Annotated in this window: 23 protein-coding genes; 10 read left to right on the top strand and 13 right to left on the bottom strand. The window is 56.5% G+C overall.

Annotated elements, in window-relative coordinates; genetic code table 11:
• Window positions 1-49: 49 nt before the first annotated feature.
• A complete protein-coding gene (locus JFU47_RS11635; RefSeq protein WP_201185207.1) occupies window positions 50-937 on the top strand; it encodes a LysR family transcriptional regulator in 888 nt (295 codons plus the stop codon).
• A 62-nt stretch (window positions 938-999) separates the two neighbouring features.
• Here the strand turns inward: JFU47_RS11635 and glpD are convergent, their stop codons facing one another.
• The 4 genes from glpD to JFU47_RS11615 all read right to left on the bottom strand — a co-directional run bounded on the left by glpD (window position 1000) and on the right by JFU47_RS11615 (window position 6067).
• Window positions 1000-2538, bottom strand: coding sequence for a glycerol-3-phosphate dehydrogenase (glpD, locus tag JFU47_RS11630; RefSeq protein WP_201183065.1), 1539 nt, complete (start codon window positions 2536-2538; stop codon window positions 1000-1002).
• 245 nt (window positions 2539-2783) lie between these two features.
• The gene (locus JFU47_RS11625) at window positions 2784-3539 is read right to left on the bottom strand and encodes a DeoR/GlpR family transcriptional regulator (protein WP_027922833.1); all 756 of its coding nucleotides are present in this window, start codon (window positions 3537-3539) and stop codon (window positions 2784-2786) included.
• 95 nt (window positions 3540-3634) lie between these two features.
• Window positions 3635-5140: a glycerol kinase GlpK gene (gene glpK, locus JFU47_RS11620; protein WP_123368459.1), complete on the bottom strand. Its 1506-nt coding sequence runs from the start codon at window positions 5138-5140 to the stop codon at window positions 3635-3637.
• Between the two features lie 75 nt (window positions 5141-5215).
• Window positions 5216-6067 (bottom strand): MIP/aquaporin family protein, encoded by an 852-nt coding sequence (locus tag JFU47_RS11615; protein ID WP_129445064.1) that lies wholly within the window; start codon window positions 6065-6067, stop codon window positions 5216-5218.
• A 371-nt stretch (window positions 6068-6438) separates the two neighbouring features.
• Here JFU47_RS11615 and ybaK point away from each other — a divergent pair, with 371 nt between their 5' ends.
• Together ybaK and JFU47_RS11605 are read left to right on the top strand one after the other, a co-directional pair.
• The gene (ybaK, locus tag JFU47_RS11610) at window positions 6439-6909 is read left to right on the top strand and encodes a Cys-tRNA(Pro) deacylase (RefSeq protein ID WP_007971306.1); all 471 of its coding nucleotides are present in this window, start codon (window positions 6439-6441) and stop codon (window positions 6907-6909) included.
• Between the two features lie 106 nt (window positions 6910-7015).
• The gene (locus JFU47_RS11605) at window positions 7016-7798 is read left to right on the top strand and encodes a PhzF family phenazine biosynthesis protein (protein WP_201183063.1); all 783 of its coding nucleotides are present in this window, start codon (window positions 7016-7018) and stop codon (window positions 7796-7798) included.
• Between the two features lie 53 nt (window positions 7799-7851).
• Here the strand turns inward: JFU47_RS11605 and JFU47_RS11600 are convergent, their stop codons facing one another.
• Window positions 7852-8961 (bottom strand): ABC transporter ATP-binding protein, encoded by a 1110-nt coding sequence (locus tag JFU47_RS11600; protein WP_201183061.1) that lies wholly within the window; start codon window positions 8959-8961, stop codon window positions 7852-7854.
• A complete protein-coding gene (argF, locus tag JFU47_RS11595; protein WP_201183059.1) occupies window positions 8958-9878 on the bottom strand; it encodes an ornithine carbamoyltransferase in 921 nt (306 codons plus the stop codon). Before argF ends, JFU47_RS11600 begins: the two co-directional genes overlap by 4 nt.
• Before the next feature lie 417 nt (window positions 9879-10295).
• On the opposite strand from argF, the gene JFU47_RS11590 reads away from it, so the two are divergent.
• From JFU47_RS11590 to grxD, 3 genes are all read left to right on the top strand, one after another.
• On the top strand, window positions 10296-10586 hold the full coding sequence (locus JFU47_RS11590; RefSeq protein ID WP_046047088.1) for a hypothetical protein: 291 nt from the start codon (window positions 10296-10298) through the stop codon (window positions 10584-10586).
• Window positions 10587-10721: 135 nt separating this feature from the next.
• Window positions 10722-12827, top strand: a complete 2106-nt coding sequence (locus JFU47_RS11585) for a molybdopterin oxidoreductase family protein (protein WP_201183057.1) — start codon at window positions 10722-10724, stop codon at window positions 12825-12827.
• Between the two features lie 97 nt (window positions 12828-12924).
• Window positions 12925-13266 carry a Grx4 family monothiol glutaredoxin gene (gene grxD, locus JFU47_RS11580; protein ID WP_007943565.1) on the top strand — a complete coding sequence of 114 codons (342 nt, stop codon included), beginning with the start codon at window positions 12925-12927 and terminating at the stop codon, window positions 13264-13266.
• 181 nt (window positions 13267-13447) lie between these two features.
• Here grxD and bfr read toward each other — a convergent pair whose 3' ends face one another.
• The gene (gene bfr / locus JFU47_RS11575) at window positions 13448-13921 is read right to left on the bottom strand and encodes a bacterioferritin (RefSeq protein WP_123368465.1); all 474 of its coding nucleotides are present in this window, start codon (window positions 13919-13921) and stop codon (window positions 13448-13450) included.
• A 199-nt stretch (window positions 13922-14120) separates the two neighbouring features.
• The gene (locus JFU47_RS11570) at window positions 14121-14339 is read right to left on the bottom strand and encodes a bacterioferritin-associated ferredoxin (RefSeq protein ID WP_123368466.1); all 219 of its coding nucleotides are present in this window, start codon (window positions 14337-14339) and stop codon (window positions 14121-14123) included.
• A gap of 313 nt (window positions 14340-14652) precedes the next feature.
• On the opposite strand from JFU47_RS11570, the gene JFU47_RS11565 reads away from it, so the two are divergent.
• Window positions 14653-15255, top strand: coding sequence for a peroxiredoxin (locus JFU47_RS11565; protein ID WP_064679479.1), 603 nt, complete (start codon window positions 14653-14655; stop codon window positions 15253-15255).
• Window positions 15256-15328: 73 nt separating this feature from the next.
• On the opposite strand, the gene rnt is transcribed toward JFU47_RS11565, so the two are convergent.
• Together rnt and pyrC are read right to left on the bottom strand one after the other, a co-directional pair.
• Window positions 15329-16006 carry a ribonuclease T gene (rnt, locus tag JFU47_RS11560; RefSeq protein WP_123368467.1) on the bottom strand — a complete coding sequence of 226 codons (678 nt, stop codon included), beginning with the start codon at window positions 16004-16006 and terminating at the stop codon, window positions 15329-15331.
• Window positions 16003-17049 (bottom strand): dihydroorotase, encoded by a 1047-nt coding sequence (gene pyrC, locus JFU47_RS11555; RefSeq protein WP_201183055.1) that lies wholly within the window; start codon window positions 17047-17049, stop codon window positions 16003-16005. The genes rnt and pyrC overlap by 4 nt, the downstream gene beginning before the upstream one ends.
• A gap of 159 nt (window positions 17050-17208) precedes the next feature.
• Here pyrC and JFU47_RS11550 point away from each other — a divergent pair, with 159 nt between their 5' ends.
• Both JFU47_RS11550 and JFU47_RS11545 read left to right on the top strand, forming a co-directional pair.
• Complete coding sequence (locus JFU47_RS11550) at window positions 17209-18117, top strand: flagellar protein MotY (RefSeq protein ID WP_123368469.1); 909 nt, start codon at window positions 17209-17211, stop codon at window positions 18115-18117.
• Window positions 18118-18246: 129 nt separating this feature from the next.
• On the top strand, window positions 18247-19464 hold the full coding sequence (locus tag JFU47_RS11545) for an argininosuccinate synthase (RefSeq protein ID WP_007898502.1): 1218 nt from the start codon (window positions 18247-18249) through the stop codon (window positions 19462-19464).
• 180 nt (window positions 19465-19644) lie between these two features.
• Here JFU47_RS11545 and JFU47_RS11540 read toward each other — a convergent pair whose 3' ends face one another.
• Window positions 19645-20277, bottom strand: a complete 633-nt coding sequence (locus JFU47_RS11540) for a hypothetical protein (RefSeq protein ID WP_201183053.1) — start codon at window positions 20275-20277, stop codon at window positions 19645-19647.
• A 579-nt stretch (window positions 20278-20856) separates the two neighbouring features.
• On the opposite strand from JFU47_RS11540, the gene JFU47_RS11535 reads away from it, so the two are divergent.
• Complete coding sequence (locus JFU47_RS11535) at window positions 20857-21483, top strand: response regulator transcription factor (RefSeq protein WP_008155570.1); 627 nt, start codon at window positions 20857-20859, stop codon at window positions 21481-21483.
• A gap of 90 nt (window positions 21484-21573) precedes the next feature.
• Here the strand turns inward: JFU47_RS11535 and JFU47_RS11530 are convergent, their stop codons facing one another.
• Complete coding sequence (locus JFU47_RS11530) at window positions 21574-21753, bottom strand: PA3496 family putative envelope integrity protein (RefSeq protein ID WP_007898493.1); 180 nt, start codon at window positions 21751-21753, stop codon at window positions 21574-21576.
• Between the two features lie 106 nt (window positions 21754-21859).
• The gene (gene nth / locus JFU47_RS11525; protein WP_129438022.1) at window positions 21860-22498 is read right to left on the bottom strand and encodes an endonuclease III; all 639 of its coding nucleotides are present in this window, start codon (window positions 22496-22498) and stop codon (window positions 21860-21862) included.
• Between the last annotated feature and the right edge of the window lie 9 nt (window positions 22499-22507).

Here is a 22507-nt window from a genome sequence, read left to right as displayed (position 1 = left end):
CTATCCTTGAAACAATGTTTGACGGGATTTAACAGTGAACCATATTGCTATGCACACTCATCTTAATCGGGTCCAGACATTCCTGGCTGTGGTCGATTTTGGTTCTTACACCAAGGGTGCCAATTACCTGAGCATCAGCAAAGCCATGGCCAGCCTGCATGTCAAGGCGCTGGAGGACGTGCTGTCAGCGACGTTGTTGATTCGAAATACCCGAAATATATCCCTCACCGAAATCGGTCAGGACTTTTATGAAGAATTCAAAGGTATTGTCGCGGACATCGATAATGCCTTCGATAATGTATTAAAAGGGCATAATCGGGTGTCCGGCAAGTTGCGCTTCAGTTCCACCAGTGAATACGGCGAGGCCTATATTCTTCCGTTGATACCGCAATTTATAGAGCGCTATCCGGAAATAAAACTCTGTTATAACTTCAATTCGTCACTCAATGATCTGGTGGCGGAAAAGTTAGACCTGGTTATCCGTTTAGGCAACTTGGCGGACTCGGCTTTCAAGAGCCGTAAACTGGCGGATTATGAAATTGTCCTGGTGGCTACCGAGACGTTTCTTGCACGTCACCCGGTGCAGAATCCTCAGGACCTGAATTCGGTGCCGTGGATCGCCAACAGCAACCTGCAGGCACCGACCCAGTGGTCGTTGCGCCATCCGCAATTGGGGGCTGTCGAGATCAACGGGATCAATCAGTTTGAATCCAATTCTTCCACGGCCATCCGTTCCATGACGTTGTCGTCGCTAGGCGTCTCGGTGCTGCCCGCCTGGGTGGTCAAGGACGACATCGCCAGCGAGCGGCTGATCCGGTTGTTGCCCGACTATTCGCTGCCCTCGCAGTCCGTCAGCGTGGTGTTTCCCAACAGCCCGCATTTGCCCCACAAATCGAGGGCGTTCATCGATTTCCTATTGCTGCATCTGGCGCAGTAAGTTCCCAAAAAAAAGCCCCTGAATCGTGAGATTCAGGGGCTTTGGTTTAACCGGATTCCCGATCAGGCCGCTTCGATCTTGCTGCGGTTCTGCTCGACCTTGCTTAGGTAATCCGCCAGTTTCTGCTGTTCATCCGGGGTGGTGAACAGCCCCAGCTTGCTGCGGCGCCACAGGATGTCGTGCGCGGTGGTTGCCCATTCTTCGCTGCACAGGTAATCGACTTCACGGGTGTAGAGCCCGCCGCCGATGTGTTCGCCCATATCGCCGAGATTCTGCACGCCTTCCAGCATGCGCCAGGTGCGGCTGCCGTAGGTGGTGGCCCAGCGGCGGGCGATTTCGGTCGGCACCCAGTCGAACTTGTCACGGATCAAGGCGCACAAGGCTTGCGGGGTGGTCATGTCTTCACCGCCCGGCAGGGTAGCGCTGGCGGTCCAGCTTGGCTTGATGTGCTTGAAGTAAGGAGCCAGTTGCGCCAGTGCCGACTCGGCCAGTTTGCGGTAGGTGGTCAGCTTGCCGCCGAATACCGACAACAATGGCGCTTCTTCGCCAGTGCCCGACAGCGCCAGGGTGTAGTCACGGGTGACGGCCGACGGGTTGTCGGATTCGTCGTTGCACAGTGGGCGAACACCGGAATAGCTGTGCAGGATGTCGTCGCGGCTGATGCGTTTCTTGAAATGGGAGTTGACCACTTTCAACAGGTAATCGATTTCGCCTTCGGTGATCGCAACTGCAGCCGGATCGCCGGTGTACTCGCGGTCGGTGGTGCCGATCAGGGTGAAGTGGTTCAGGTACGGAATGGTGAACACGATGCGCTGATCTTCGTTTTGCAGAATGTGCGCGTGTTCGCCTTCGTACAGTTTTGGAACGATCAGGTGGCTGCCCTGAATCAGGCGGATGCCGTACGGCGATTCCATCTTCAGGTCGTCACGAATGAACTTGGCGACCCATGGGCCGGCAGCGTTCACCAACGCCTTGGCGCGGATCGAAAACAGACTGCCATCGGCGCGTTCCAGATGCAGATGCCACATTCCCTTGGTGCGACGGGCGCTGACGCAGCGAGTCTGGGTGTGAACGTGGGCGCCTTTTTCGCGGGCGGCCATGGCGTTCAGCACCACCAGACGAGCATCGTCGACCCAGCAATCGGAGTATTCGAAGCCTTTGGTGATTTCGCTTTTCAGCGGGCTGTCCGGGCCGAACTTCACGCTTTTGGAGCCTTCGAGTTTTTCCCGCTTGCCGAGGTGGTCATAAAGGAACAGACCGGCGCGGATCATCCAGGCCGGACGCAGGTGCGGACGGTGCGGCAGCACGAAGCGCATCTGCTTGACGATGTGCGGGGCCTTGGCCAGCAGCACTTCGCGTTCGGCCAGGGCTTCGCGCACCAAGCGGAATTCGTAATGTTCAAGGTAGCGCAGGCCACCGTGGATCAGTTTGCTGCTGGCTGACGAGGTGTGGCTGGCCAGGTCGTCCTTTTCGCAAAGAAACACCGAAAGACCGCGACCGGCGGCATCCGCTGCGATCCCCGCGCCGTTGATCCCGCCACCGATGACGGCGATATCGTAGATCTCAGCGAGAGGGGGCGTAGGCAAGGTAGAAGTGGGCATCGGCTGGCCTCGGGCTTTTATGATTTTCGGTATTGGATTTCGAACATTAATGTTCATTTGCGAAAATGGTAGCCCATAAAGTCGCCCACAGCCAGTTAACTTCGATTGAAAATACTGATCGAAGGGCCGTGAAAGGAAAATTTTCGAACATTAAAAGCAAAAGATCGCAGCCTTCGCCAGCTCCTACAGGGGCGAGTGAACCTGTAGGAGCTGCCGAAGGCTGCGATCTTTAGAGGCTGAAAGCCTTAAACGACTTCGAGCCGAATCTTGTGCTGACTCAACAACTGCGCCAACGCCGGCACAGGTTGCTGATCGGTCACCAGGCAATCAATCAAACTGATCGGCCCCAGACGAATCATGGCGTTGCGCCCGAATTTGCTGGAGTCCGCCGCGAGGATGACCTTTCGGGCATTGGCGATGATCGCCTGGGACACCCGAACTTCCTGATAGTCGAAGTCCAGCAGGCTACCGTCTTCATCGATACCGCTGATGCCGACCAAGGCGAAATCAACCTTGAACTGGTTAATGAAGTCGACACTGGCCTGACCGACCACGCCACCGTCACGCCGCACATTGCCACCGGTCAGCAGAACGTCGAAGTCGTCCTTGGCGCTGAGCATCGAGGCTACATGCAGGTTGTTGGTGATGATCTTCAGGTGATTGTGATTGAGCAACGCCCGGGCGATGGATTCGGTGGTGGTACCGATATTGATGAACAGCGAGGCGTGATCCGGGATCTGAGCCGCAATGGCTTCACCGATACGCTGCTTTTCATCGCGCATCTGATCCGCACGCATGGCATAGGCGGTGTTTTCGACGCTGGAATCGTAAGCTGCGCCGCCGTGGTAGCGACGCAACAAATTAGCTTCCGCGAGCTGATTGATATCGCGGCGGATGGTTTGCGGTGTAACGACGAACAGCGTAGCCATTTCCTCGATGCTGACATAGCCGCGTTCGCGGACCAGTTCGAGGATTTGCTGCTGACGGGGAGGCAGATTCATGGGGCTTCCTTTGGGCTGCCGTGCAAAATTTGCCCATGATGCCGCAGGAATCTGCTCCCTACCAGTTACATACAGATACGAGTACTCAGCTTGGCTTATTCAGCGCCTTCATGCGGTTCCCAGTCGCGGGTGCGGCTGACGGCTTTTTTCCAGCCGGCGTAGAGCTTTTCCTTCGCGGTTTCGTCCAGGGTCGGTTCGAATTCGCGCTCGATCACAGCCTTGCCACGCAACTCGTCCAGGCTGCCCCAGAAGCCACACGCCAGACCGGCCAGGTAAGCCGCGCCCAGTGCGGTGGTTTCGCGCATTTGCGGACGTTCGACCTGAGTGCCGAGGATGTCGGCCTGGAACTGCATCAGGAAGTTGTTCGCGACTGCGCCGCCGTCTACACGCAGGGATTTCAAGCGTTCGCCGGAGTCCTGTTGCATGGCGTCGAGAACGTCGCGGGTCTGGTAGGCAATCGACTCCAGGGCTGCACGAATGATGTGATCCACGCGTACGCCGCGAGTCAAACCGAACAGTGCGCCACGGGCATACGGGTCCCAGTACGGAGCGCCCAGACCGGTGAAGGCGGGTACCAGGTACACGCCGTTGCTGTCCTTGACCTTGTTGGCGAAGTATTCGGTGTCGTGGGCGTCGTTGATGATTTTCAGTTCATCACGCAGCCATTGAACGGTGGAACCACCGTTGAACACGGCACCTTCCAGCGCGTAAGCCACTTCGCCGCGAGGGCCGCAAGCGATGGTGGTCAACATGCCGTGCTTGGATTTCACCGCTTTGTCGCCGGTGTTCATCAGCAGGAAGCAGCCGGTGCCGTAGGTGTTTTTCGCCTGGCCTGGTTCGACGCACATCTGGCCGAACAGGGCCGCTTGCTGGTCACCCGCGATGCCGCCGATGGCGATGCCGCTTTTGGTGTGGCCGTAGATTTCGGACGAGGATTTAACTTCCGGCAGCATCTCGCGCGGAATATCCAGCACCTCCAGCATCTTCGCGTCCCACTCCAGTGTGTGGATGTTGAAGAGCATGGTGCGCGAGGCGTTGGTGTAGTCGGTGACGTGCACCTTGCCGCCGGTAAATTTCCAGATCAGCCAGCTGTCGATGGTGCCGAACAACAGTTCGCCATTGCGCGCACGTTCGCGGCTGCCTTCGACGTTGTCGAGGATCCATTTGAGCTTGGTGCCGGAGAAGTACGGGTCGGTGACCAGGCCGGTGGTGTCGCTGATGTATTGCTCGTGACCGTCGCGCTTGAGTTGCTGGCAGATCTCGGTGCTGCGGCGGCACTGCCAGACGATCGCGTTGTAGATCGGGCGGCCGGTGGTCTTGTCCCAGACCACGGTGGTTTCGCGCTGGTTGGTGATGCCGATGGCGGCGACCTGGTCGTGATGCAGGCCGGCTTGAGCCAGGGCCTCGACCATCACGGCGCTTTGGGTGGCGAAGATTTCCATCGGGTCATGTTCAACCCAGCCGGCTTGCGGGTAATGCTGTGCGAATTCGCGCTGGGCGGTGCAGACCACGTTCGCGTCGCGGTCGAAAATAATCGCGCGGGAGCTGGTCGTACCCTGATCGAGGGCAATGATGTAGTTCTTATTCTGAGTGTCGGTCATGTCGATTGCCTTGGACGAAAAAAGGGAGTGAGGTCCGGCGAGCGATCTTAGGGGCAGGATCACACGCCAACGGTATCAAGAAGTTCTTGGTTTGCCGTCAATGGCCGGTGCTGCGTCCTTTGTAGCAGGTAGGGCGCTGGGCAGATGACGGGCAATCAGCCCGCGATAAGCTGCAGCACCGAGGCAGGCACCGACAATCGGTGCAAAAATCGGAATCAGGAAATACGGGATATCGCGCCCGCCGGTGAAGGAAATTTCACCCCAGCCAGCAAAGAAAGTCATCAGTTTAGGACCGAAGTCGCGCGCGGGGTTCATCGCAAAACCGGTCAGCGGACCCATCGAGCTCCCAATCACGGCAATCAGCAGGCCGATCAGCAGCGGAGCGAGCGGCCCCTTTGGCAAGCCATTGTTGTCGTCAGTCAGGGACATGATCACGCCCATCAGGATGGCGGTGATGATCACTTCAACCAGGAAGGCTTGTGCCGTGGTCAAGGCCGGGTTGGGGAAGGTGGAAAACACCGATGCCAATTCAAGGCTGGCCTGAGTACCACGAACCATATGGTGAGTTTGTTCGTAATCGAAGAATAAATTGCTGTACAGCGTGTAAACCAACAACGCTCCACAGAAGGCCCCGGCGATCTGGGCGAGAATATAAAAAGGCAGTTTGCGCTTTTCGAAGTCAGCGAAAATGCTCAGGGCAATGCTGACGGCGGGATTGAGATGAGCCCCGGAAACCCCGGCGGTCAGGTAGATCGCCATGCTCACGCCGATCCCCCAGATGATGCTGATTTCCCAAAGACCGAAGCTGGCACCCGCGACCTTGAGCGCGGCAACACAGCCTGTACCAAAAAAGATCAGCAGCGCAGTCCCCAAGAATTCGGCCATGCATTGGCTTGAGAGCGACGGTTGTTGTAAAGCAGTTGTCATTGAAAACCTCGTTTTTGTTGTTGTCTGGCGCTTTTGCATCATGGTCAAAAGCGCGATTTTCACCGAGGCAGGATCCCCATCCTGTTCTCGGCCTACTGCTGGGTGTTGCGATAGGAACATTCGTACAGTATTCATATTCGAAAAAATATAGACAAGAAACGCTGATGTCAAAGGTCGAAAGTGAACCATCAGTCACAATCGAACTATTAGTCACATGAATGACCGCATCGTTCACGCGGCAGGCCGAAGGTGGACGAACGGCATAAGGCGTCGCCAAGCCTTTGAAATAGCGCCGCAATAGAGCCTTTTATTGATCAATGACCTAGAATCCAGCGCAGTATTTTTCTACTGTCGCCCAGTCTGGAACTGTCATGACCCCCGCATTGGATTTGTTGAAAAAAGTTCGTGCCGAACATCGCGTGCACAGTTACGAACATGATCCGAAGGCAGCGTCCTATGGGCTGGAGGCCGCGGAGAAGCTGGGGCTGGATCCGGCGCAGGTGTTCAAGACCTTGCTGGCGGCCAGCGAGAAAGGTGAATTGCTGGTGGCCGTGGTGCCGGTCGTCGGAAGTCTGGACTTAAAGGGCCTGGCGCATGCTGCGGGTGTGAAAAAAGTCGAAATGGCCGATCCTGCCGCTGCGCAGCGATCCACCGGTTACCTCTTGGGCGGCATCAGTCCGCTGGGACAGAAAAAGCGCTTGCGCACCTTTATCGATAATTCAGCTCAGCCCTTCGCCAGCATTTTTGTCAGTGCGGGGCGGCGAGGGCTGGAAGTCGAATTGGCACCTGCGGTGCTGGCCGAACATACCCAGGCGAAGTTCGCTGATATCGGCCGTGCCTGACGCGGACTATCAGCCCGGCGCTGTATGGTGCAAATTGACGGGCTCTGTCACTGGTGCCGCGTTGTCGGCAGCTTCATGCTCGGTGGCCTGACAAAGGGAGAAGGTTATGCAGCTTGAGTTTCATCAGGTCGATGCGTTCAGTGATCGGCCGTTCAGTGGCAACCCGGCGATGGTCTATCGCCTCGATGCCTGGCTTGCCGATGAGTTGATGCAGAAGATCGCCGCCGAGCACAACCTCGCCGAAACCGCTTTCGTGGTGCGCGAAGGGCAGGGCTGGCACATCCGCTGGTTTACCCCGGCCACCGAAGTGCCGTTGTGCGGTCATGCGACCCTGGCCAGCGCTTACGTTCTGTTTGAAATCTATAAAGAACCGGCCGAGCGACTGGACTTCATCTGTAAGTCCGGCCCGCTAAGCGTGAGCCGGGAGGGTGAGCGCTTGTGGCTGGATTTTCCGGCGCTCATTCCGTCGGAAGTGGGCGTGACCCTGGATGTCGAGCGCGCGCTGGGTGTCGAAGCGGTTGATGTGCTGGGGTCGAATGAGTTGTTCGTGGTGCTGGAATCCGAGCAGGCGGTGCTCGAATGTCAGCCGGACATGGCGGCACTGGCGAAACTGCCGTGGCCGGGGGCAATTGTCACGGCCAGGGGCAGCAAGCATGATTTTGTTTCCCGCTACTTCGCGCCGGCGATCGGCATCAACGAAGACCCGGTGACCGGTTCGACCCATTGCAGCCTTATCCCGTACTGGTCGAAACGGTTGGGCAAGTCGAGCCTGACGGCTTATCAGCGCTCGGCTCGAGGCGGGGAGTTGTTCTGTCGGCTGGAAGGGGATCGGGTGAAAATCGGCGGGAATGCGACGCTCGTTGCAAGCGGAACGCTAATACTGGGTTAACCGAAATCTATTGTGGGAGCGAGCAGGCTCGCTCCCACATTTGTCCGTGTGTATCAGCTAGCAGTGCTGTGGCGGCGGACACCGGACTCGACGACCGGAATCTGCGCCGCCGTACTGCCCGACGCCTGAAACAGCACCAGGTGTTCAGCCGCGACACGAATGCCGACCTCTGCACCCACCTGATGATCGGCATGGCTCGGGAAAATTGACTCCAGCTGCGCGCCGGTCGGTAACTGCAAGCGATACAAGGTGGACGCACCCTGGAAAGACTTGCCGATAATCCGGGCCTTCAACGTGCTGTCCGGTGCATAAACGATATCGTCCGGACGCAGCAATACATCCACCGCACCGCCAACCGGCCAGGTGTACGCACGATTACCGCGTAACTCACCCAGTTCGGTCTGCACTGACTCGGGGCTGCTCAGCTGACCGCGAATGAAATAACCCTGACCGATGAAACTGGCGACAAATGGCGTCAGCGGTTCGTGATACAGGTTGTAAGGCGTGTCCCACTGCTCCAGGCGACCTTCCTTGAAAACCCCCACATGATCACTCACCGCGAAGGCCTCTTCCTGATCGTGGGTTACCAGAATCGCGCTGGTACCACGGGCCTTGAGGATATCGCGCACCTCATGGCTGAGCTTGCGTCGCAGCTCGCCATCAAGGTTGGAAAAGGGTTCGTCGAGCAGCAGCAATTGCGGTTCCGGCGCCAAGGCACGGGCCAGTGCGACGCGCTGCTGTTGACCACCGGACAGCTCATGCGGGAAGCGCTTGCCGAGGTTTTTCAGATTGACCAGTTCCAGCAATTCTTCGGTGACGCGATCCTTTTGCGGGTGCTTGCGGATCCCGAAGGCGATGTTCTCGGCCACGCTCAAATGCGGAAACAGTGCGTAATCCTGGAACACCATGCCGATCCGGCGTTTCTCCGGAGCGAGGGTGAAGCCGGCGCGGGAGATCGTCTCGCCCGCCAACTGGATTTCACCTTCGTATACCGGTTCGAAACCGGCAATCGCCCGCAGCGTGGTGGTTTTGCCGCAACCCGAAGAGCCCAGCAGGCAACCGATGTCGCCGGCATTCAAATGCAGGTTGAGATTCTGCACGACGCGCTGGTCTTGATAGCCGCAGGCGAGGTTACGCAGGTTCAGCAGTAATGGATGGCTCATGCGTGGTGGTACGCCGGTTCGACGAGAAACTCGAGCAGGGCCTTTTGTGCGTGAAGACGGTTTTCGGCTTGATCCCACGCGACAGAGCGCTGGTCATCGAGCAAGTCGACGCTGATCTCTTCGCCACGGTGGGCCGGCAGGCAGTGCATGAACAGCACGTCCGGTGCCGCCAGGTCGAGCAGGGCGCGGTTGACCTGGAACGGCGCGAACAGTTTCAGGCGCTTGGCGGTTTCCTCTTCCTGGCCCATGGAGGTCCAGACGTCGGTGCTGACCAGGTGGGCGCCGCGTACGGCATCCTTCGGATCGCGGACGATGGTGACCCGATCACCGGCCTTGGCCACGAATTCAGGGTTGGGTTCAAAGCCTTCCGGGCAAGCGATGCGCAACTGGAAGTCGAACTGGATCGCCGCTTCTATATAGCTGTTGCACATGTTGTTGCCGTCGCCGATCCAGGCCACGGTTTTGCCCTGGATCGAACCGCGATGTTCGAGGAAGGTTTGCATGTCCGCCAGCAGCTGGCACGGGTGCAAATCGTCGGACAGGCCGTTGATTAGCGGGACGCGTGAATTGGCGGCGAATTCGGTCAGTGTGCTGTGGGAAAACGTGCGGATCATCACCGCATCGAGCATGCTCGACATGACAATGGCGGCATCGCCGATCGGCTCGCCACGGCCCAGTTGGGTGTCGCGTGGCGACAGGAAGATCGCCTGGCCACCGAGCTGGATCATGCCGGCTTCGAACGAAATACGGGTGCGGGTCGAGGACTTCTCGAAAATCATCCCGAGCACGCGGTTTTTCAGAGGCTCGAACAGTACGCCGCGGTTACGCAGGTCTTTGAGCTCAACGCCTCGACGGATCACGCTGACCAGCTCTTCGGGCGTGCAATCCATCAGGGAGAGAAAGTGCCTTGCGCTCATCATTGACTACCTTTTTGCAACAGACCGCAGATACTCAAAGCCTTGTTTAACTGAAAAACGGGCGAGACCTGCGGCGTAAGCCGCACGGGGCGACGAAATAGGGGAAGGCGCGATCTTATAATTAAATGTCGCGTCTTACCAATAGGGCTACGGTTTTTAGGGGATTTCAGAGGGGCTACGGGATGACCGCAGTAGCGCTTTTGAAGCCTGTTTCCTGACAGCAGCCCGTCATTTGTACACTGGGGTCACGGGGCTTTGCAATCAAACGGGGCGGGGAAGGCGTAGTAACGGTCGGTTTCTGACCTGTCATTCGAAACATTTGTACTCAGGATTGAGGGATGTGTCTGGTCTGAAACATTTGCTAAAGCAAAGTGGCGGGTTATAACTAACGCACGAACGACGCAGGAAGCCTTCGGAATGGAATCGAAAGAACGACAGTTAATGGAATTACTCGGCCTCACGGCTCGCTCGCTAACCCACCTCACCGCGTCCATGACCTCGATGTCCTTCGAGTTGATGCGCAGTGAAGACGAAGTGACCAAGGCCGCCGGCCGGCGGATGATCGACCGCATGGCAACCATCAGCACCGGGCTCGACGAGCACTGGCGGCTGATCGGCGAACTCACCGGTGTTCATCTCGCTCAAGAGCAGATCGAAACCATCCAGGAGATCCAGTTGCAGGCGCCGCCGAGGCTGCCGCCGAACTGATCCCCCAACGGTCATCGGCTGGCCTGATGGTCGCCAATTCACAAGACGAACGTCGCTGGCGCAGTCGTGGGTCTGGCGCCATAGTTTTGTTCCCGCGGCCGATATTGCCCGCCCAGAACAAGACAGAGACTGGCCATGACCAAGACTCTCCATCACCGTGCGTGCCACCTGTGTGAAGCCATTTGCGGCCTGACCATCGAAACCACCGAGGTCGAAGGCGCGGTGCAGATCACTTCGATCAAGGGGGACGCTCAGGATACATTTAGCCGCGGGCACATCTGCCCCAAGGCCGTCGCCTTGCAAGATATTCAGAGCGATCCGGATCGTTTGCGTCAGCCGATGCTACGTGTGGGCAGTGAATGGCAACCCATCGAGTGGGAAGACGCCTTCAACCTCGTAGCCGAACGGCTGGCGGCGATTCAGGCGCGTCACGGACAGAACTCGGTGGCGGTCTATCAAGGCAACCCCAGCGTGCATAACTATGGGCTGATGACCCACAGCAATTACTTTCTCGGCCTGTTGAAAACCCGCAACCGGTTTTCCGCGACCTCAGTCGACCAGTTGCCCCATCACCTGACCAGCCATTTGATGTACGGCCACGGTTTGCTGTTGCCGATCCCGGACATCGATCACACCGATTTCATGCTGATCCTCGGCGGCAATCCGCTGGCCTCCAACGGCAGCATCATGACCGTGCCGGATGTGGAGAAGCGCTTGAAGGCGATTCAGGCCCGCGGCGGCAAAGTGGTGGTGGTCGATCCGCGCCGCAGCGAAACCGCGGCGATTGCCGACCAGCATCTATTCGTACGCCCCGGTGGCGATGCGGCGTTGTTGTTCGGACTGCTCAATACCTTGTTCGCTGAAGGTCTGACCCGCGACAGTCATTTGCCGGTAGACGGTCTGAATGAGGTGCGGGAGGCGGTCGCGAATTTCACCGCCGAGGCCATGAGCCCACTGTGCGCGGTGCCCGCCGAACAGATCCGCCAACTGGCGCGGGACTTTGCGGCGGCGCCGACAGCGGTCTGTTACGGCCGCATGGGTGTCTCGACCCAGGCGTTCGGCACCTTGTGTCATTGGGTTGTGCAACTGATCAATCTGGTCACCGGTAATCTTGATCGCGTAGGAGGGGCGTTGTGCACCGAACCTGCGGTGGACCTGGTGGCGTCCACCTCAGGTGGGCATTTCAATCTGTGGCAGAGCCGGGTCTCCGGGCGTCCTGAATATGGTGGAGAACTGCCGGTCTCGGCACTGGCCGAAGAGATGCTTACCGAAGGGGAAGGGCAGGTCCGCGCGCTGATTACCGTGGCGGGTAATCCGGTGCTGTCGACGCCCAATGGCCGACAACTGGAACAGGCGCTGGATGGGTTGGAGTTCATGGTCAGCATCGACCTGTACATCAATGAAACCACGCGTTATGCCGACCTGATCCTGCCGTCCACCTCGGCCCTGGAAAACGATCATTACGACACGACTTTCAATATGTTTGCGGTACGTAACGTCAGCCGGTTCAATCGCGCGATCCTGGCCAAACCTGAAGGTGCGTTGCATGACTGGGAAATCTTCGTAGGGCTGGCCAAGGCCTTTGCTGCGAAGACTGGCAAGGAACTGAAACCGACGATCCCGCCAGCGCAAATGATCGACCGTGGCTTGCGGATGGGGTTGTATGGCGATGCTTCGGAGCAGAAATTGTCGCTGGCGACCTTGTTCGATCACCCGCATGGTGTCGATCTCGGGGCGCTGAAATCCAACCTGGCGCCACGCCTGAAAACCGCCAACCAGCGCGTCCAGGCTGCGCCGCCAGCGATCCTTGCCGACCTGGCGCGTTTTGCAGCCTTGCAAGCACCAGCGGCCGATGAGTTGTTGATGATCGGCCGCCGTCATGTGCGCAGCAACAACTCGTGGATGCACAACTATCATCGTCTGGTGAAGGGCAAGCCGCGCCATCAATTGCTGATGCACCCGGATGACCTGGCCAGCCGTGGGCTCAACGACGGGCAGCGAGTGCGGGTCAGTTCGCGGGTCGGTGTGATTGAAGTTGAAGTGCTCGGCAGTCTGGATATGATGAAAGGCGTGGTCAGCCTTCCGCACGGCTGGGGCCATGCGCGGCCAGGTGTGCAGATGACCATTGCCAGTGGTCAGCCGGGTTCCAGCGCCAATGACTTGACCGACGAGTGTCAGCTCGATGAGTTGTCGGGCAATGCGGCGTTGAACGGTGTGCCAGTGACCGTGGCGGCGGCTTGATCAAGTCTGTCGGGGAGACCGAGCAGGGTGCTCGGGTTTCCGTTACAATGCGCCACCGTGCCGACCCCTGAGTCGGAAAGTTCAGCCGAGGTGCTCCATGGATATCATCGAAACGATTAAAGAGCAGATTGCTAACAACACCATTCTGCTTTACATGAAAGGCTCGCCGAATGCCCCGCAATGCGGCTTCTCCGCGAAAGCCGCGCAGGCCGTGATGGCGTGTGGTGAAAAATTTGCTTACGTGGACATCCTGCAGAACCCGGAAATCCGCGCCAACCTGCCAAAATACGCCAACTGGCCAACCTTCCCGCAACTGTGGGTTGGCGGTGAGCTGGTCGGCGGTAGCGACATCATGACCGAGATGGCTGCAGACGGTTCGCTGCAAACCACCATCAAGGCTGCTGTCGAAGCTGCTGCTGCCAACAAGACCGAAGCCTGATTCGCTCCTGTAGGAGCTGTCGAGTGAAACGAGGCTGCGATCTCTTGATCTCAGCAACTAAAAAGCCCCGCCCTCGAAAGAGGAGCGGGGCTTTTTATTGCGCTTGATAAGTTATGTCGATGTCGCCGCTGCCATCGCCAAGATCGTAGCCTCGTTGCACTCGACAGCTCCTACACAGCTCCTACTCTTCGCCCATCTGCGATTGCAGATAGTTCTCAAGACCGACTTTATCGATCAGACCCAGTTGGGTTTCCAGCCAGTCGATATGTTCTTCTTCGGATTCAAGAATATCTTCAAGCAGTTCACGGCTACCAAAGTCGCCAACAGTTTCGCAATGAGCGATAGCCACTTTGAGATCCGCATGACCGGTGCGTTCGATACGCAGGTCGCACTCAAGCATTTCCTTGGTGTGTTCGCCGATCTGCAGCTTGCCCAGGTCCTGGACGTTCGGCAGGCCTTCAAGGAACAGGATGCGCTTGATCAGCTTGTCCGCGTGCTTCATCTCGTCGATGGATTCGTGGTATTCGTGCTTGCCAAGCTTGTTCAAGCCCCAATCTTCGTACATGCGTGCATGCAGGAAGTATTGATTGATCGCGACCAGTTCATTGGCAAGGATCTTGTTGAGATGCTGGATGACTGTAATGTCGCCTTTCATGATGGGGTCCTGCCCTTTATTAGCTGTCTATGAGGCCGAGTTTGAGCCGCGTAATTAAGAGTGTCAAACCTAAGTTATTGAAAATTAAATGAAAATTAATCGGAATAAGAATGTTTGTGTTCCGCGTCTAGAGCGTAAGCGGTTGATTTTCAGGTATAAAAAAACCGGACATCAAGTCCGGTTCTTTGAAATACGGTAGTTACGCGGCAGTAAACTCTACAGGATAGGGAATTGCAGCCTGGGCCGATTGCAGTTTAGTCAGGGTTTCGCGGACCACTTCCTTGGCAAGGCAGGCGCATTTACCGCATTGGCTGGCAACGCCGGTGGCCTGACGGACGTCCTTATAGCTGCAGCAACCTTCATAGATTGCTTCGCGGATTTGACCGTCGGTGACGCCAGTGCAGAGGCAGACATACATAAGTGAAAACCGTCGCTGGTTGTGACTCAATTGCGATGGATCTTAATGTTAACGAGAATGATTGTCAAAGTGCTTTCTGAAAGCTTCGCGTTATAAGCGGGCGTGACTGACGAACGGTTTCACCAGGGCAATCTGCCAGTAACCGTGGCGGCGGCATTTTTAACCCGCCTGCGAAAAACCGTTGAGGACAGCTCAAAAACGCCGTGTATGATGGTCGGTCCTTGCGAAGGGGTTCGTGTCACAGGGCTGTCGCTTGACGGTGGCAGGCTGATGCGAGCCCGGTTCTTCACGTTATTACACCAGGAGATATCCAATGAGCGTACTCGTAGGCAAACAAGCCCCTGACTTCACCGTACCGGCCGTACTCGGCAATGGCGAAATCGTAGACAGCTTCACCCTGTCGTCGGCCATCAAAGGCAAATACGGCCTGGTGTTCTTCTACCCACTGGACTTCACCTTCGTTTGCCCGTCCGAGCTGATCGCTCTGGACAACCGCATGTCTGACTTCAAGGCACGCAACGTTGAAGTGATCGCCGTTTCGATCGACTCGCACTTCACCCACAACGCCTGGCGCAACACCCCGGTCAACAATGGTGGTATCGGCGAAGTTCGCTACACCATGGCTGCCGACCTGAAACACGAAATCGCCAAGGCCTACGACGTTGAGTCCGAAGGCGGTGTGGCTTTCCGTGGCGCGTTCCTGATCGACGACAAAGGCGTTGTCCGCTCGCAGATCATCAACGACCTGCCGCTGGGCCGTAACATTGAAGAGCTGATCCGTCTGGTTGACGCTCTGCAATTCCACGAAGAGCACGGCGAAGTTTGCCCTGCCAACTGGAAAAAAGGCGACAAAGGCATGACCGCTTCGACCGAAGGCGTCGCGGCTTACCTGACCGAGAACGCTGCTGCGCTGTAAGGCACGTTTGAGGCATAAAAAAACCGGCCGTTGAGGCCGGTTTTTTTATGGACGGGATAAACCTGACGACGGATCAGTCGTTGTAGTCTTCCCAGCCGCCCATTTGTTTCCAGCGATTGACGATGCCGCAGAACAGCTCGGCCGTCTTCTCGGTGTCGTAGCGAGCCGAGTGGGCCTCACGACCGTCGAAGTCGATATCGGCGGCCTGACAGGCCTTGGCCAGTACCGTTTGGCCGTAAGCCAGACCGGCGAGGGTCGCAGTATCGAAGCTCGAGAACGGATGAAACGGGTTACGCTTCATGTCCAGGCGTGCGACAGCGGCGTTGAGGAAACCCAGATCGAAGCTGCTGTTGTGCCCGACCAGAATTGCCCGTTTGCAGCCATTGGCTTTCAGTGCCTTGCGGATGCCGCGGAAGATGTCGGTCAGCGCTGCTTCTTCACTCACTGCCATGCGCAGCGGGTGATCGAGTTTGATCCCGGTAAATTCCAGAGCGGCCGCTTCGATGTTCGCGCCTTCAAAAGGCTCTACGCGAAAGAAGTAGGTGTGGTCGGCGTACACAAACCCTTTTTCGTCCATGCCGATGGTGGTTGCGGCAATTTCCAGCAAGGCGTCAGTGGCAGAGTTGAAACCACCGGTTTCAACGTCGACAACGACTGGCAGGTATCCACGGAAGCGCTCAGCCATCGGGTGGCGCGAACCACCTCCGCCGCCTTGACCGTCCTGTTCGTCGTCGAAATGGTCTTCACTCACGCGTGTTCCTCCAGCAGGCGCCAGCGCAGTTTTTCACCGGCGCGCAGCGGGATTACGGTCAGCTCGCCAAATGGCAGGCTGGTTGGGGCGGTCCACTCTTCGCGGACCAGGGTGATGCGATCGGTGTTCACCGGCAGGCCGTAGAAACGAGGGCCGTTCAGGCTGGCGAAGGTTTCGAGCTTGTCCAGCGCGTTGCGCTGTTCGAAGGCTTCGGCATACATCTCGATCGCTGCAAAAGCGGTGTAGCAACCGGCACAGCCGCAAGCGGCTTCTTTGGCGTGCTGGGCATGGGGCGCCGAGTCGGTGCCGAGGAAGAACTTGTCGCTGCCGCTGGTGGCGGCGTCGAGCAGGGCTTCCTGGTGGGTGTTGCGCTTGAGAATCGGCAGGCAATAGAAGTGCGGCCGAATCCCGCCCACCAGCATGTGGTTGCGGTTGTACAGCAGGTGATGCGCGGTGATGGTAGCGCCAACATTGGCCGAAGCCTCGTTGACGAACTGCACGGCGTCGGCGGTAGTGATGTGTTCGAACACCACTTTGAGGCTCGGGAAGCGCTCGACCACACGACGCATGTGCTCATCGATAAAGAATTTTTCGCGATCGAACACGTCGACATCGCCACGGGTGACTTCACCATGAACCAGCAAGGGCATCCCGACTTCGGCCATGGCCTCAAGTGCAGGGAAAATCTTGTCGATGCTGGTGACACCAGAGTCCGAGTTGGTGGTCGCGCCGGCCGGGTACAGCTTGGCGGCGTGAATGAAGCCGCAGGCCTTGGCCTCGCGAATTTCTTCGGGCTGGGTGCGGTCGGTCAGGTACAGCACCATCAACGGTTCGAAGCGGCTGCCAGCCGGGCGTGCAGCGAGAATCCGCTGGCGATAGCCGTCGGCTTCAGCGGTGTTCCGCACCGGAGGTACCAGGTTGGGCATGATGATGGCGCGACCAAAGGTGCGCGCGACATCCGCGACTGTATTGGGCAACACAGCACCATCGCGAAGATGAATATGCCAGTCGTCGGGACGCAGCAGGGTCAGGCGGTCGGACATGAGGGGATTCCAGGCGGGTCAAACTGAGGGGAATGCTACCGGAAAAGACTCTTCCAGGCACTCGCTATCAAGTTTTGCAGGAAGCTTCCGATATCCAACAGGTATGCCGTAAACATCTGTGTGTCGGTCTTTTTGTTGTAGAAGCCAGTGGAGCCTCCCGTGCGCCAGCGTTATTTAGCCTTGCTCAGCGTGTTTGCCAGCCTTCCTGCGATGGCGCTTACTTTCCAGACCCGTCTGGAGAGCATCGAGTGGACGGTCGAAGGAGACAAGTTCGAGTGCCGCCTGACTCAACCGATCACCGATTTTGGTTCGGGCGAATTCGTGCGTCGCGCTGGTGAGCAAGCGACGTTCCGTCTGAAGGCCTATAACTCGATGATCGGCGGCGGTTCCGCCACCTTGCTGGCGGCGGCTGCACCCTGGCAACCGGGGCGTGGCGACATCAACCTCGGTTCTGTGCGAATCGGCAGCGGCAATGTGTTGTTCAACAGTTCGCAAGTTCAGGCTGGCCGCTTGATCAGTGGCCTGATGGATGGCCGCAGTCCGGTCGTTCGACATTACTCGGGCGATGGCCGGGTGTCGGAAGTGCGTCTGTTGCCAGTCAAGTTCAGCAAGGCATTTAACGACTATCAGGGCTGCGTGGCGAAGCTGCTGCCGAAGAATTTCGAGCAGGTCAAGCAATCGCAGATCGGCTTCCCCGGCGAAGGTATCGATCTCGACGCGCAGGCCAAGGCGCAATTACAAGTGATGCTGGAGTTCATGAAGGCTGATCCGACGGTCAACCACATCGAGCTCGATGGCCACTCCGATAACAGCGGCAACCGCCTGACCAATCGTGATTTGTCGCGGCGTCGGGCCCTGGCCGTCATGGAGTTCTTCAAGGCCAACGGTATTCAGGAATCGCAGATCACCGTGCGCTTTCACGGCGAGCGTTATCCATTGGCGCCCAATACCAATTCCGCCAACCGGGCGAAGAACCGTCGGGTCAATGTGCACCTTGCGCGCGTTGCGCCCACTGAAAAGCCGGCCCCTCAGGCCACTGCATCGGCGAGCGCCGCGTCCACCTCCTGAACCCGCTGTTATCGTCGCTCACTCGACATAATCTGTCGCTTCGTCGTCATAAGCTGTCGCGCCTCTGTAAATTATCCTGCATGACCGGTAGACTTGACGGCTTTCCGTAGAACCCCGTGGAGTGATGGCATGGCGGACGTAAACAAGGTCGTTCTGGCGTATTCCGGCGGCCTGGACACTTCGGTGATCCTCAAGTGGCTGCAGGATACTTATAACTGTGAAGTCGTGACCTTCACCGCTGACCTGGGTCAGGGCGAAGAGGTCGAACCTGCACGCGCCAAGGCACAGGCCATGGGCGTGAAAGAGATCTACATCGACGACTTGCGCGAAGAATTCGTGCGCGATTTCGTTTTCCCGATGTTCCGCGCCAACACCGTTTACGAAGGCGAGTACCTGCTGGGTACTTCCATCGCTCGTCCGTTGATCGCCAAGCGCTTGATCGAAATCGCCAACGAAACCGGCGCTGACGCCATTTCCCATGGTGCCACCGGCAAGGGCAACGACCAGGTTCGTTTCGAGCTGGGCGCCTACGCCTTGAAGCCAGGCGTGAAAGTGATTGCTCCGTGGCGCGAATGGGACCTGCTCTCCCGTGAAAAGCTGATGGATTATGCTGAAAAGCACAACATCCCGATCGAGCGTCACGGCAAGAAAAAATCCCCGTACTCGATGGATGCCAACCTGCTGCACATCTCCTATGAAGGCGGCGTGCTGGAAGACACCTGGACCGAGCACGAAGAAGACATGTGGAAATGGACCGTCTCCCCGGAGAAGGCTCCAGATAAAGCGCAATACCTGGAACTGACCTACCGCAACGGCGACATCGTTGCACTGGACGGCGTCGAAATGACCCCGGCTACCGTGCTGGCGACCCTGAACCGTATCGGTGGCGAACACGGCATCGGCCGTCTCGACATCGTTGAGAACCGTTACGTGGGCATGAAGTCCCGTGGCTGCTATGAAACCCCAGGCGGCACCATCATGCTGCGCGCCCACCGTGCGATCGAATCGATCACCCTGGACCGCGAAGTGGCTCACCTCAAAGACGAGCTGATGCCTAAATACGCCAGCCTGATCTACACCGGTTACTGGTGGAGCCCTGAGCGTCTGATGCTGCAACAGATGATCGACGCGTCCCAGGCCCACGTGAACGGCGTCGTGCGCCTGAAGCTGTACAAGGGCAACGTGATCGTCACCGGTCGCAAGTCCGACGAATCGTTGTTCGATGCCAACATCGCGACCTTCGAAGAAGATGGCGGCGCCTACAACCAGGCCGACGCGGCGGGCTTCATCAAGCTCAACGCGTTGCGCATGCGTATTGCGGCGAACAAAGGCCGGAAGCTTTTCTGAGACCTTTGAAGCGGTAGTAGAACGACCTTAGTGGAACGAGAGTTGTGGCCTTGTCGGTGACAAGGCCACAATTTCTGAATAGGGGGGAGTTTTCCTGCCGGACATCGTGTTATCAGCACTCTTTATGTTGTATCTGTAATACCTTCCTTCTGTTTCCTCTCTCTGAATGCTCTTCAAGCGTTACCTGCTACGTGTCAGGTAAAAAGAGTGATCAAGAATCGTCAGACCGTGCGAATTCAAATTGTAAGCAATGCAAAGCGTTGGTCCGCTGCGATTCTTTGCCTGTTTTGATTGCTTGCTTGCGCTTTCCTTCAGTAGTGCCTCCGAATCGGTACAGGTGAGAAATACGATCACTTGTGCAGGACTTCCCTGTGGGTGCCGGTTTTTTTCAATCCAGGCACCGAATTCCATTTTCTTGTTTAACCAGCGCGCATCGATGATGTGCAGGTTTTTTAGCTGCTTGGCCATGCAAACGTGCTGTAGGGCCGAGAGGCCCGTCTGGATATCGATCCGGGTGGGAGGGTCCTTCAGGTTTTCGGGCCGCTGACTGCGTTCAGCGTTGTCCATCACTTCTACAAAATGCTTTCCCTTGCCGTAATCGGATGGCGCGTACAGCGACCGGTAGTTGAAGTTGAGTGTGGCGAAGAAAAGAAAAAGCAAATAAAAAGGAAAACTGATCAGAAACCAGACATAAAGCTCCCGCTCCTGGTTGTCGAGAAAGGGCAGCGAGACGGCGGCCGATGTTTCAGAAATAGCGGCAAATATCGCAATGACTGTCATGGGATTGATGATTTTGTTCTTTTGTTTGTTCATGTTTTCTGCTCATGGAAATATTGTCTTTTCTCGATTGATTAGTGTTTTTGGTTTTAATTTTTGATAACTAAGTGGTTGGTGTTTTTGTTTGTGTGGCACTCCTTTAAATGTTGGGTTTGAATAGTATGATAGTAGCGTTATTAAGTGCGGGCTGAGTATCCCTGTTCTTGATGTTTTAGGTAATGTTGCGTTAAATGTATTTTTAAGTATTGCCTGGTGTGATTTTTTTCTTGTTCCTTTATGTGTGATGTTTGTGGTGTGAAATTTAAAGTGGTAAATGTCAGTTACTTTTAAGGGTAGCTCAATAGTCGGTGTTCGTTTGAATGCTTGCGACGAATTCTGTTTTTTGGGTTTCTGGTTGTAAGTAGAAACAAAAAAACTGCGGAGCATTGAAATGTTTTCAGGTTGATAAAGTTTTTACCCTGCCGGTATTTTTGGAAATTTTGTAAGACTATTCGTTAATGTCTGTAGGGAATGTCTCTCGGTGCGGGTGGCCGAGGGGGGCGGCATGCCATGGGTGAAACGACTAGGCTATTGTGCGGGCTCTAAAAATTCGAACAGCGAAAATTGGACTTGCCCATGAATAAAGTGCTGATCGTGGATGATCACCCTGTCATTCGTCTTGCGGTACGTATGCTAATGGAGCGTCATGGCTACGAAGTCATTGCAGAGACAGATAATGGCGTGGATGCGTTGCAACTTGCCCGTGAGCATATGCCGGATATTGTCATCCTGGATATTGGAATACCGAAACTTGATGGGCTGGAAGTCATTGCGCGTCTGACATCGACAGCAATGCCCATGAAAGTACTGATATTAACTTCCCAGGCGCCTGGGCATTTTTCTATGCGTTGCATGCAATCCGGGGCCGCAGGATATGTTTGCAAACAACAGGATCTCACTGAATTGCTCAGTGCAATAAAGGCAGTGTTATCGGGCTATAGTTATTTTCCGAATCAAGCCTTGCATACCGTACGTTCCAGTTTGGGGAACGCCAGTGAAGCCGATATGGTGGATCGACTGTCCGGACGGGAAATGATGGTCTTGCAACAATTGGCCCGAGGCAAGACCAACAAGGAGATCGCCGACGGAATGTTCCTCAGCAATAAGACCGTCAGTACTTACAAGACGCGTCTGTTGTTGAAGCTCAATGCTCGCTCCCTGGTCGACCTGATCGAATTGGCTCAACGCAATGGTCTGGTGTGACTGCCTCAGCGTTTGATGAGGCGCGATGAACGGGGGGTATCAGGGGTTGGCGCTTAGTAAAAAGCCTCCGTTTCGGGAGGCTTTTAGGTGTCATAGGTCAAAATCGTAATCGGCCAATTGCTTTTGCAGTCGGCGCTCCTCCAGCAAATTGTCGATGGTGCGGCGTTTGCTCAGGTTGGTCTTCGCCACTTCAACCACCGGTTCAGCATCATCAGCCTCAACAGGGGTGAAGTCGTCTTCTACGTCCAATTGCTCTTTGCCAGTGCTCATAGTGTTACTCCAGGCTAAGGCTGCCTTTGGCGCTCCTTATATCGATAATCTCCCGGCGGGTAAAAAAGATTTTTTCAATCGATAAATTGAAAAACCTAATAGCGCCTCAATCGTCCGACGTCTTTTGCTTGTATTCGCACAAGTCTTCGATCCGACAGCTGCCGCAGCGAGGCTTGCGGGCCAGGCAAACGTAGCGTCCGTGGAGGATCAGCCAGTGATGGGAATCCAGCAGATATTCCTTCGGCACGAACTTCATCAGTTTTTGCTCAACCTCGACCACATTTTTGCCTGGAGCAATGCCGGTACGATTGCTGACCCGGAAAATATGCGTGTCCACGGCCATGGTCAGCTGACGAAATGCGGTATTGAGCACCACGTTGGCAGTCTTGCGGCCGACGCCGGGTAACGCTTCCAGCTCTTCACGGGTTTGCGGCACTTCGCCTCCATGACGTTCCACTAGTAAGCGACAGGTCTCGATCACGTTTTTCGCTTTGCTGTTGAACAGGCCGATGGTCTTGATGTATTCCGACAGTCCCTCGACACCCAAGGCATAAATCGCCGCCGGTGTATTGGCCACCGGATAGAGTTTCGCAGTGGCCTTGTTGACGCCGACATCGGTCGACTGGGCCGAGAGAATCACGGATATCAGCAATTCGAACGGCGAGGAGTAGGCCAGTTCGGTCTTCGGTTCCGGGTTGTCTTCGTGAAATCGGCGAAAAATTTCCAGACGTTTTGCGGCATTCATGGGCAGTGC

This window comes from Pseudomonas sp. TH39(2020) (genome assembly GCF_016650715.1).
GTDB lineage: Bacteria > Pseudomonadota > Gammaproteobacteria > Pseudomonadales > Pseudomonadaceae > Aquipseudomonas > Aquipseudomonas mandelii_C.
This window is presented reverse-complemented; position numbering and strand designations above follow the sequence as displayed.

Coding starts and splice junctions, on each gene's coding strand:
- JFU47_RS11540 (WP_201183053.1), bottom strand. CDS start 20,277: ATGAACAAACAAAAGAACAAAATCATCAATCCCATGACAGTCATTGCG.
- JFU47_RS11590 (WP_046047088.1), top strand. CDS start 10,296: ATGGAATCGAAAGAACGACAGTTAATGGAATTACTCGGCCTCACGGCT.
- glpK (WP_123368459.1), bottom strand. CDS start 5,140: ATGACCGACACTCAGAATAAGAACTACATCATTGCCCTCGATCAGGGT.
- JFU47_RS11585 (WP_201183057.1), top strand. CDS start 10,722: ATGACCAAGACTCTCCATCACCGTGCGTGCCACCTGTGTGAAGCCATT.
- JFU47_RS11635 (WP_201185207.1), top strand. CDS start 50: ATGCACACTCATCTTAATCGGGTCCAGACATTCCTGGCTGTGGTCGAT.
- JFU47_RS11625 (WP_027922833.1), bottom strand. CDS start 3,539: ATGAATCTGCCTCCCCGTCAGCAGCAAATCCTCGAACTGGTCCGCGAA.
- JFU47_RS11600 (WP_201183061.1), bottom strand. CDS start 8,961: ATGAGCCATCCATTACTGCTGAACCTGCGTAACCTCGCCTGCGGCTAT.
- bfr (WP_123368465.1), bottom strand. CDS start 13,921: ATGAAAGGCGACATTACAGTCATCCAGCATCTCAACAAGATCCTTGCC.
- pyrC (WP_201183055.1), bottom strand. CDS start 17,049: ATGTCCGACCGCCTGACCCTGCTGCGTCCCGACGACTGGCATATTCAT.
- JFU47_RS11605 (WP_201183063.1), top strand. CDS start 7,016: ATGCAGCTTGAGTTTCATCAGGTCGATGCGTTCAGTGATCGGCCGTTC.
- JFU47_RS11570 (WP_123368466.1), bottom strand. CDS start 14,339: ATGTATGTCTGCCTCTGCACTGGCGTCACCGACGGTCAAATCCGCGAA.
- grxD (WP_007943565.1), top strand. CDS start 12,925: ATGGATATCATCGAAACGATTAAAGAGCAGATTGCTAACAACACCATT.
- glpD (WP_201183065.1), bottom strand. CDS start 2,538: ATGCCCACTTCTACCTTGCCTACGCCCCCTCTCGCTGAGATCTACGAT.
- JFU47_RS11565 (WP_064679479.1), top strand. CDS start 14,653: ATGAGCGTACTCGTAGGCAAACAAGCCCCTGACTTCACCGTACCGGCC.
- ybaK (WP_007971306.1), top strand. CDS start 6,439: ATGACCCCCGCATTGGATTTGTTGAAAAAAGTTCGTGCCGAACATCGC.
- JFU47_RS11530 (WP_007898493.1), bottom strand. CDS start 21,753: ATGAGCACTGGCAAAGAGCAATTGGACGTAGAAGACGACTTCACCCCT.
- nth (WP_129438022.1), bottom strand. CDS start 22,498: ATGAATGCCGCAAAACGTCTGGAAATTTTTCGCCGATTTCACGAAGAC.
- JFU47_RS11545 (WP_007898502.1), top strand. CDS start 18,247: ATGGCGGACGTAAACAAGGTCGTTCTGGCGTATTCCGGCGGCCTGGAC.
- JFU47_RS11615 (WP_129445064.1), bottom strand. CDS start 6,067: ATGACAACTGCTTTACAACAACCGTCGCTCTCAAGCCAATGCATGGCC.
- argF (WP_201183059.1), bottom strand. CDS start 9,878: ATGAGCGCAAGGCACTTTCTCTCCCTGATGGATTGCACGCCCGAAGAG.
- JFU47_RS11535 (WP_008155570.1), top strand. CDS start 20,857: ATGAATAAAGTGCTGATCGTGGATGATCACCCTGTCATTCGTCTTGCG.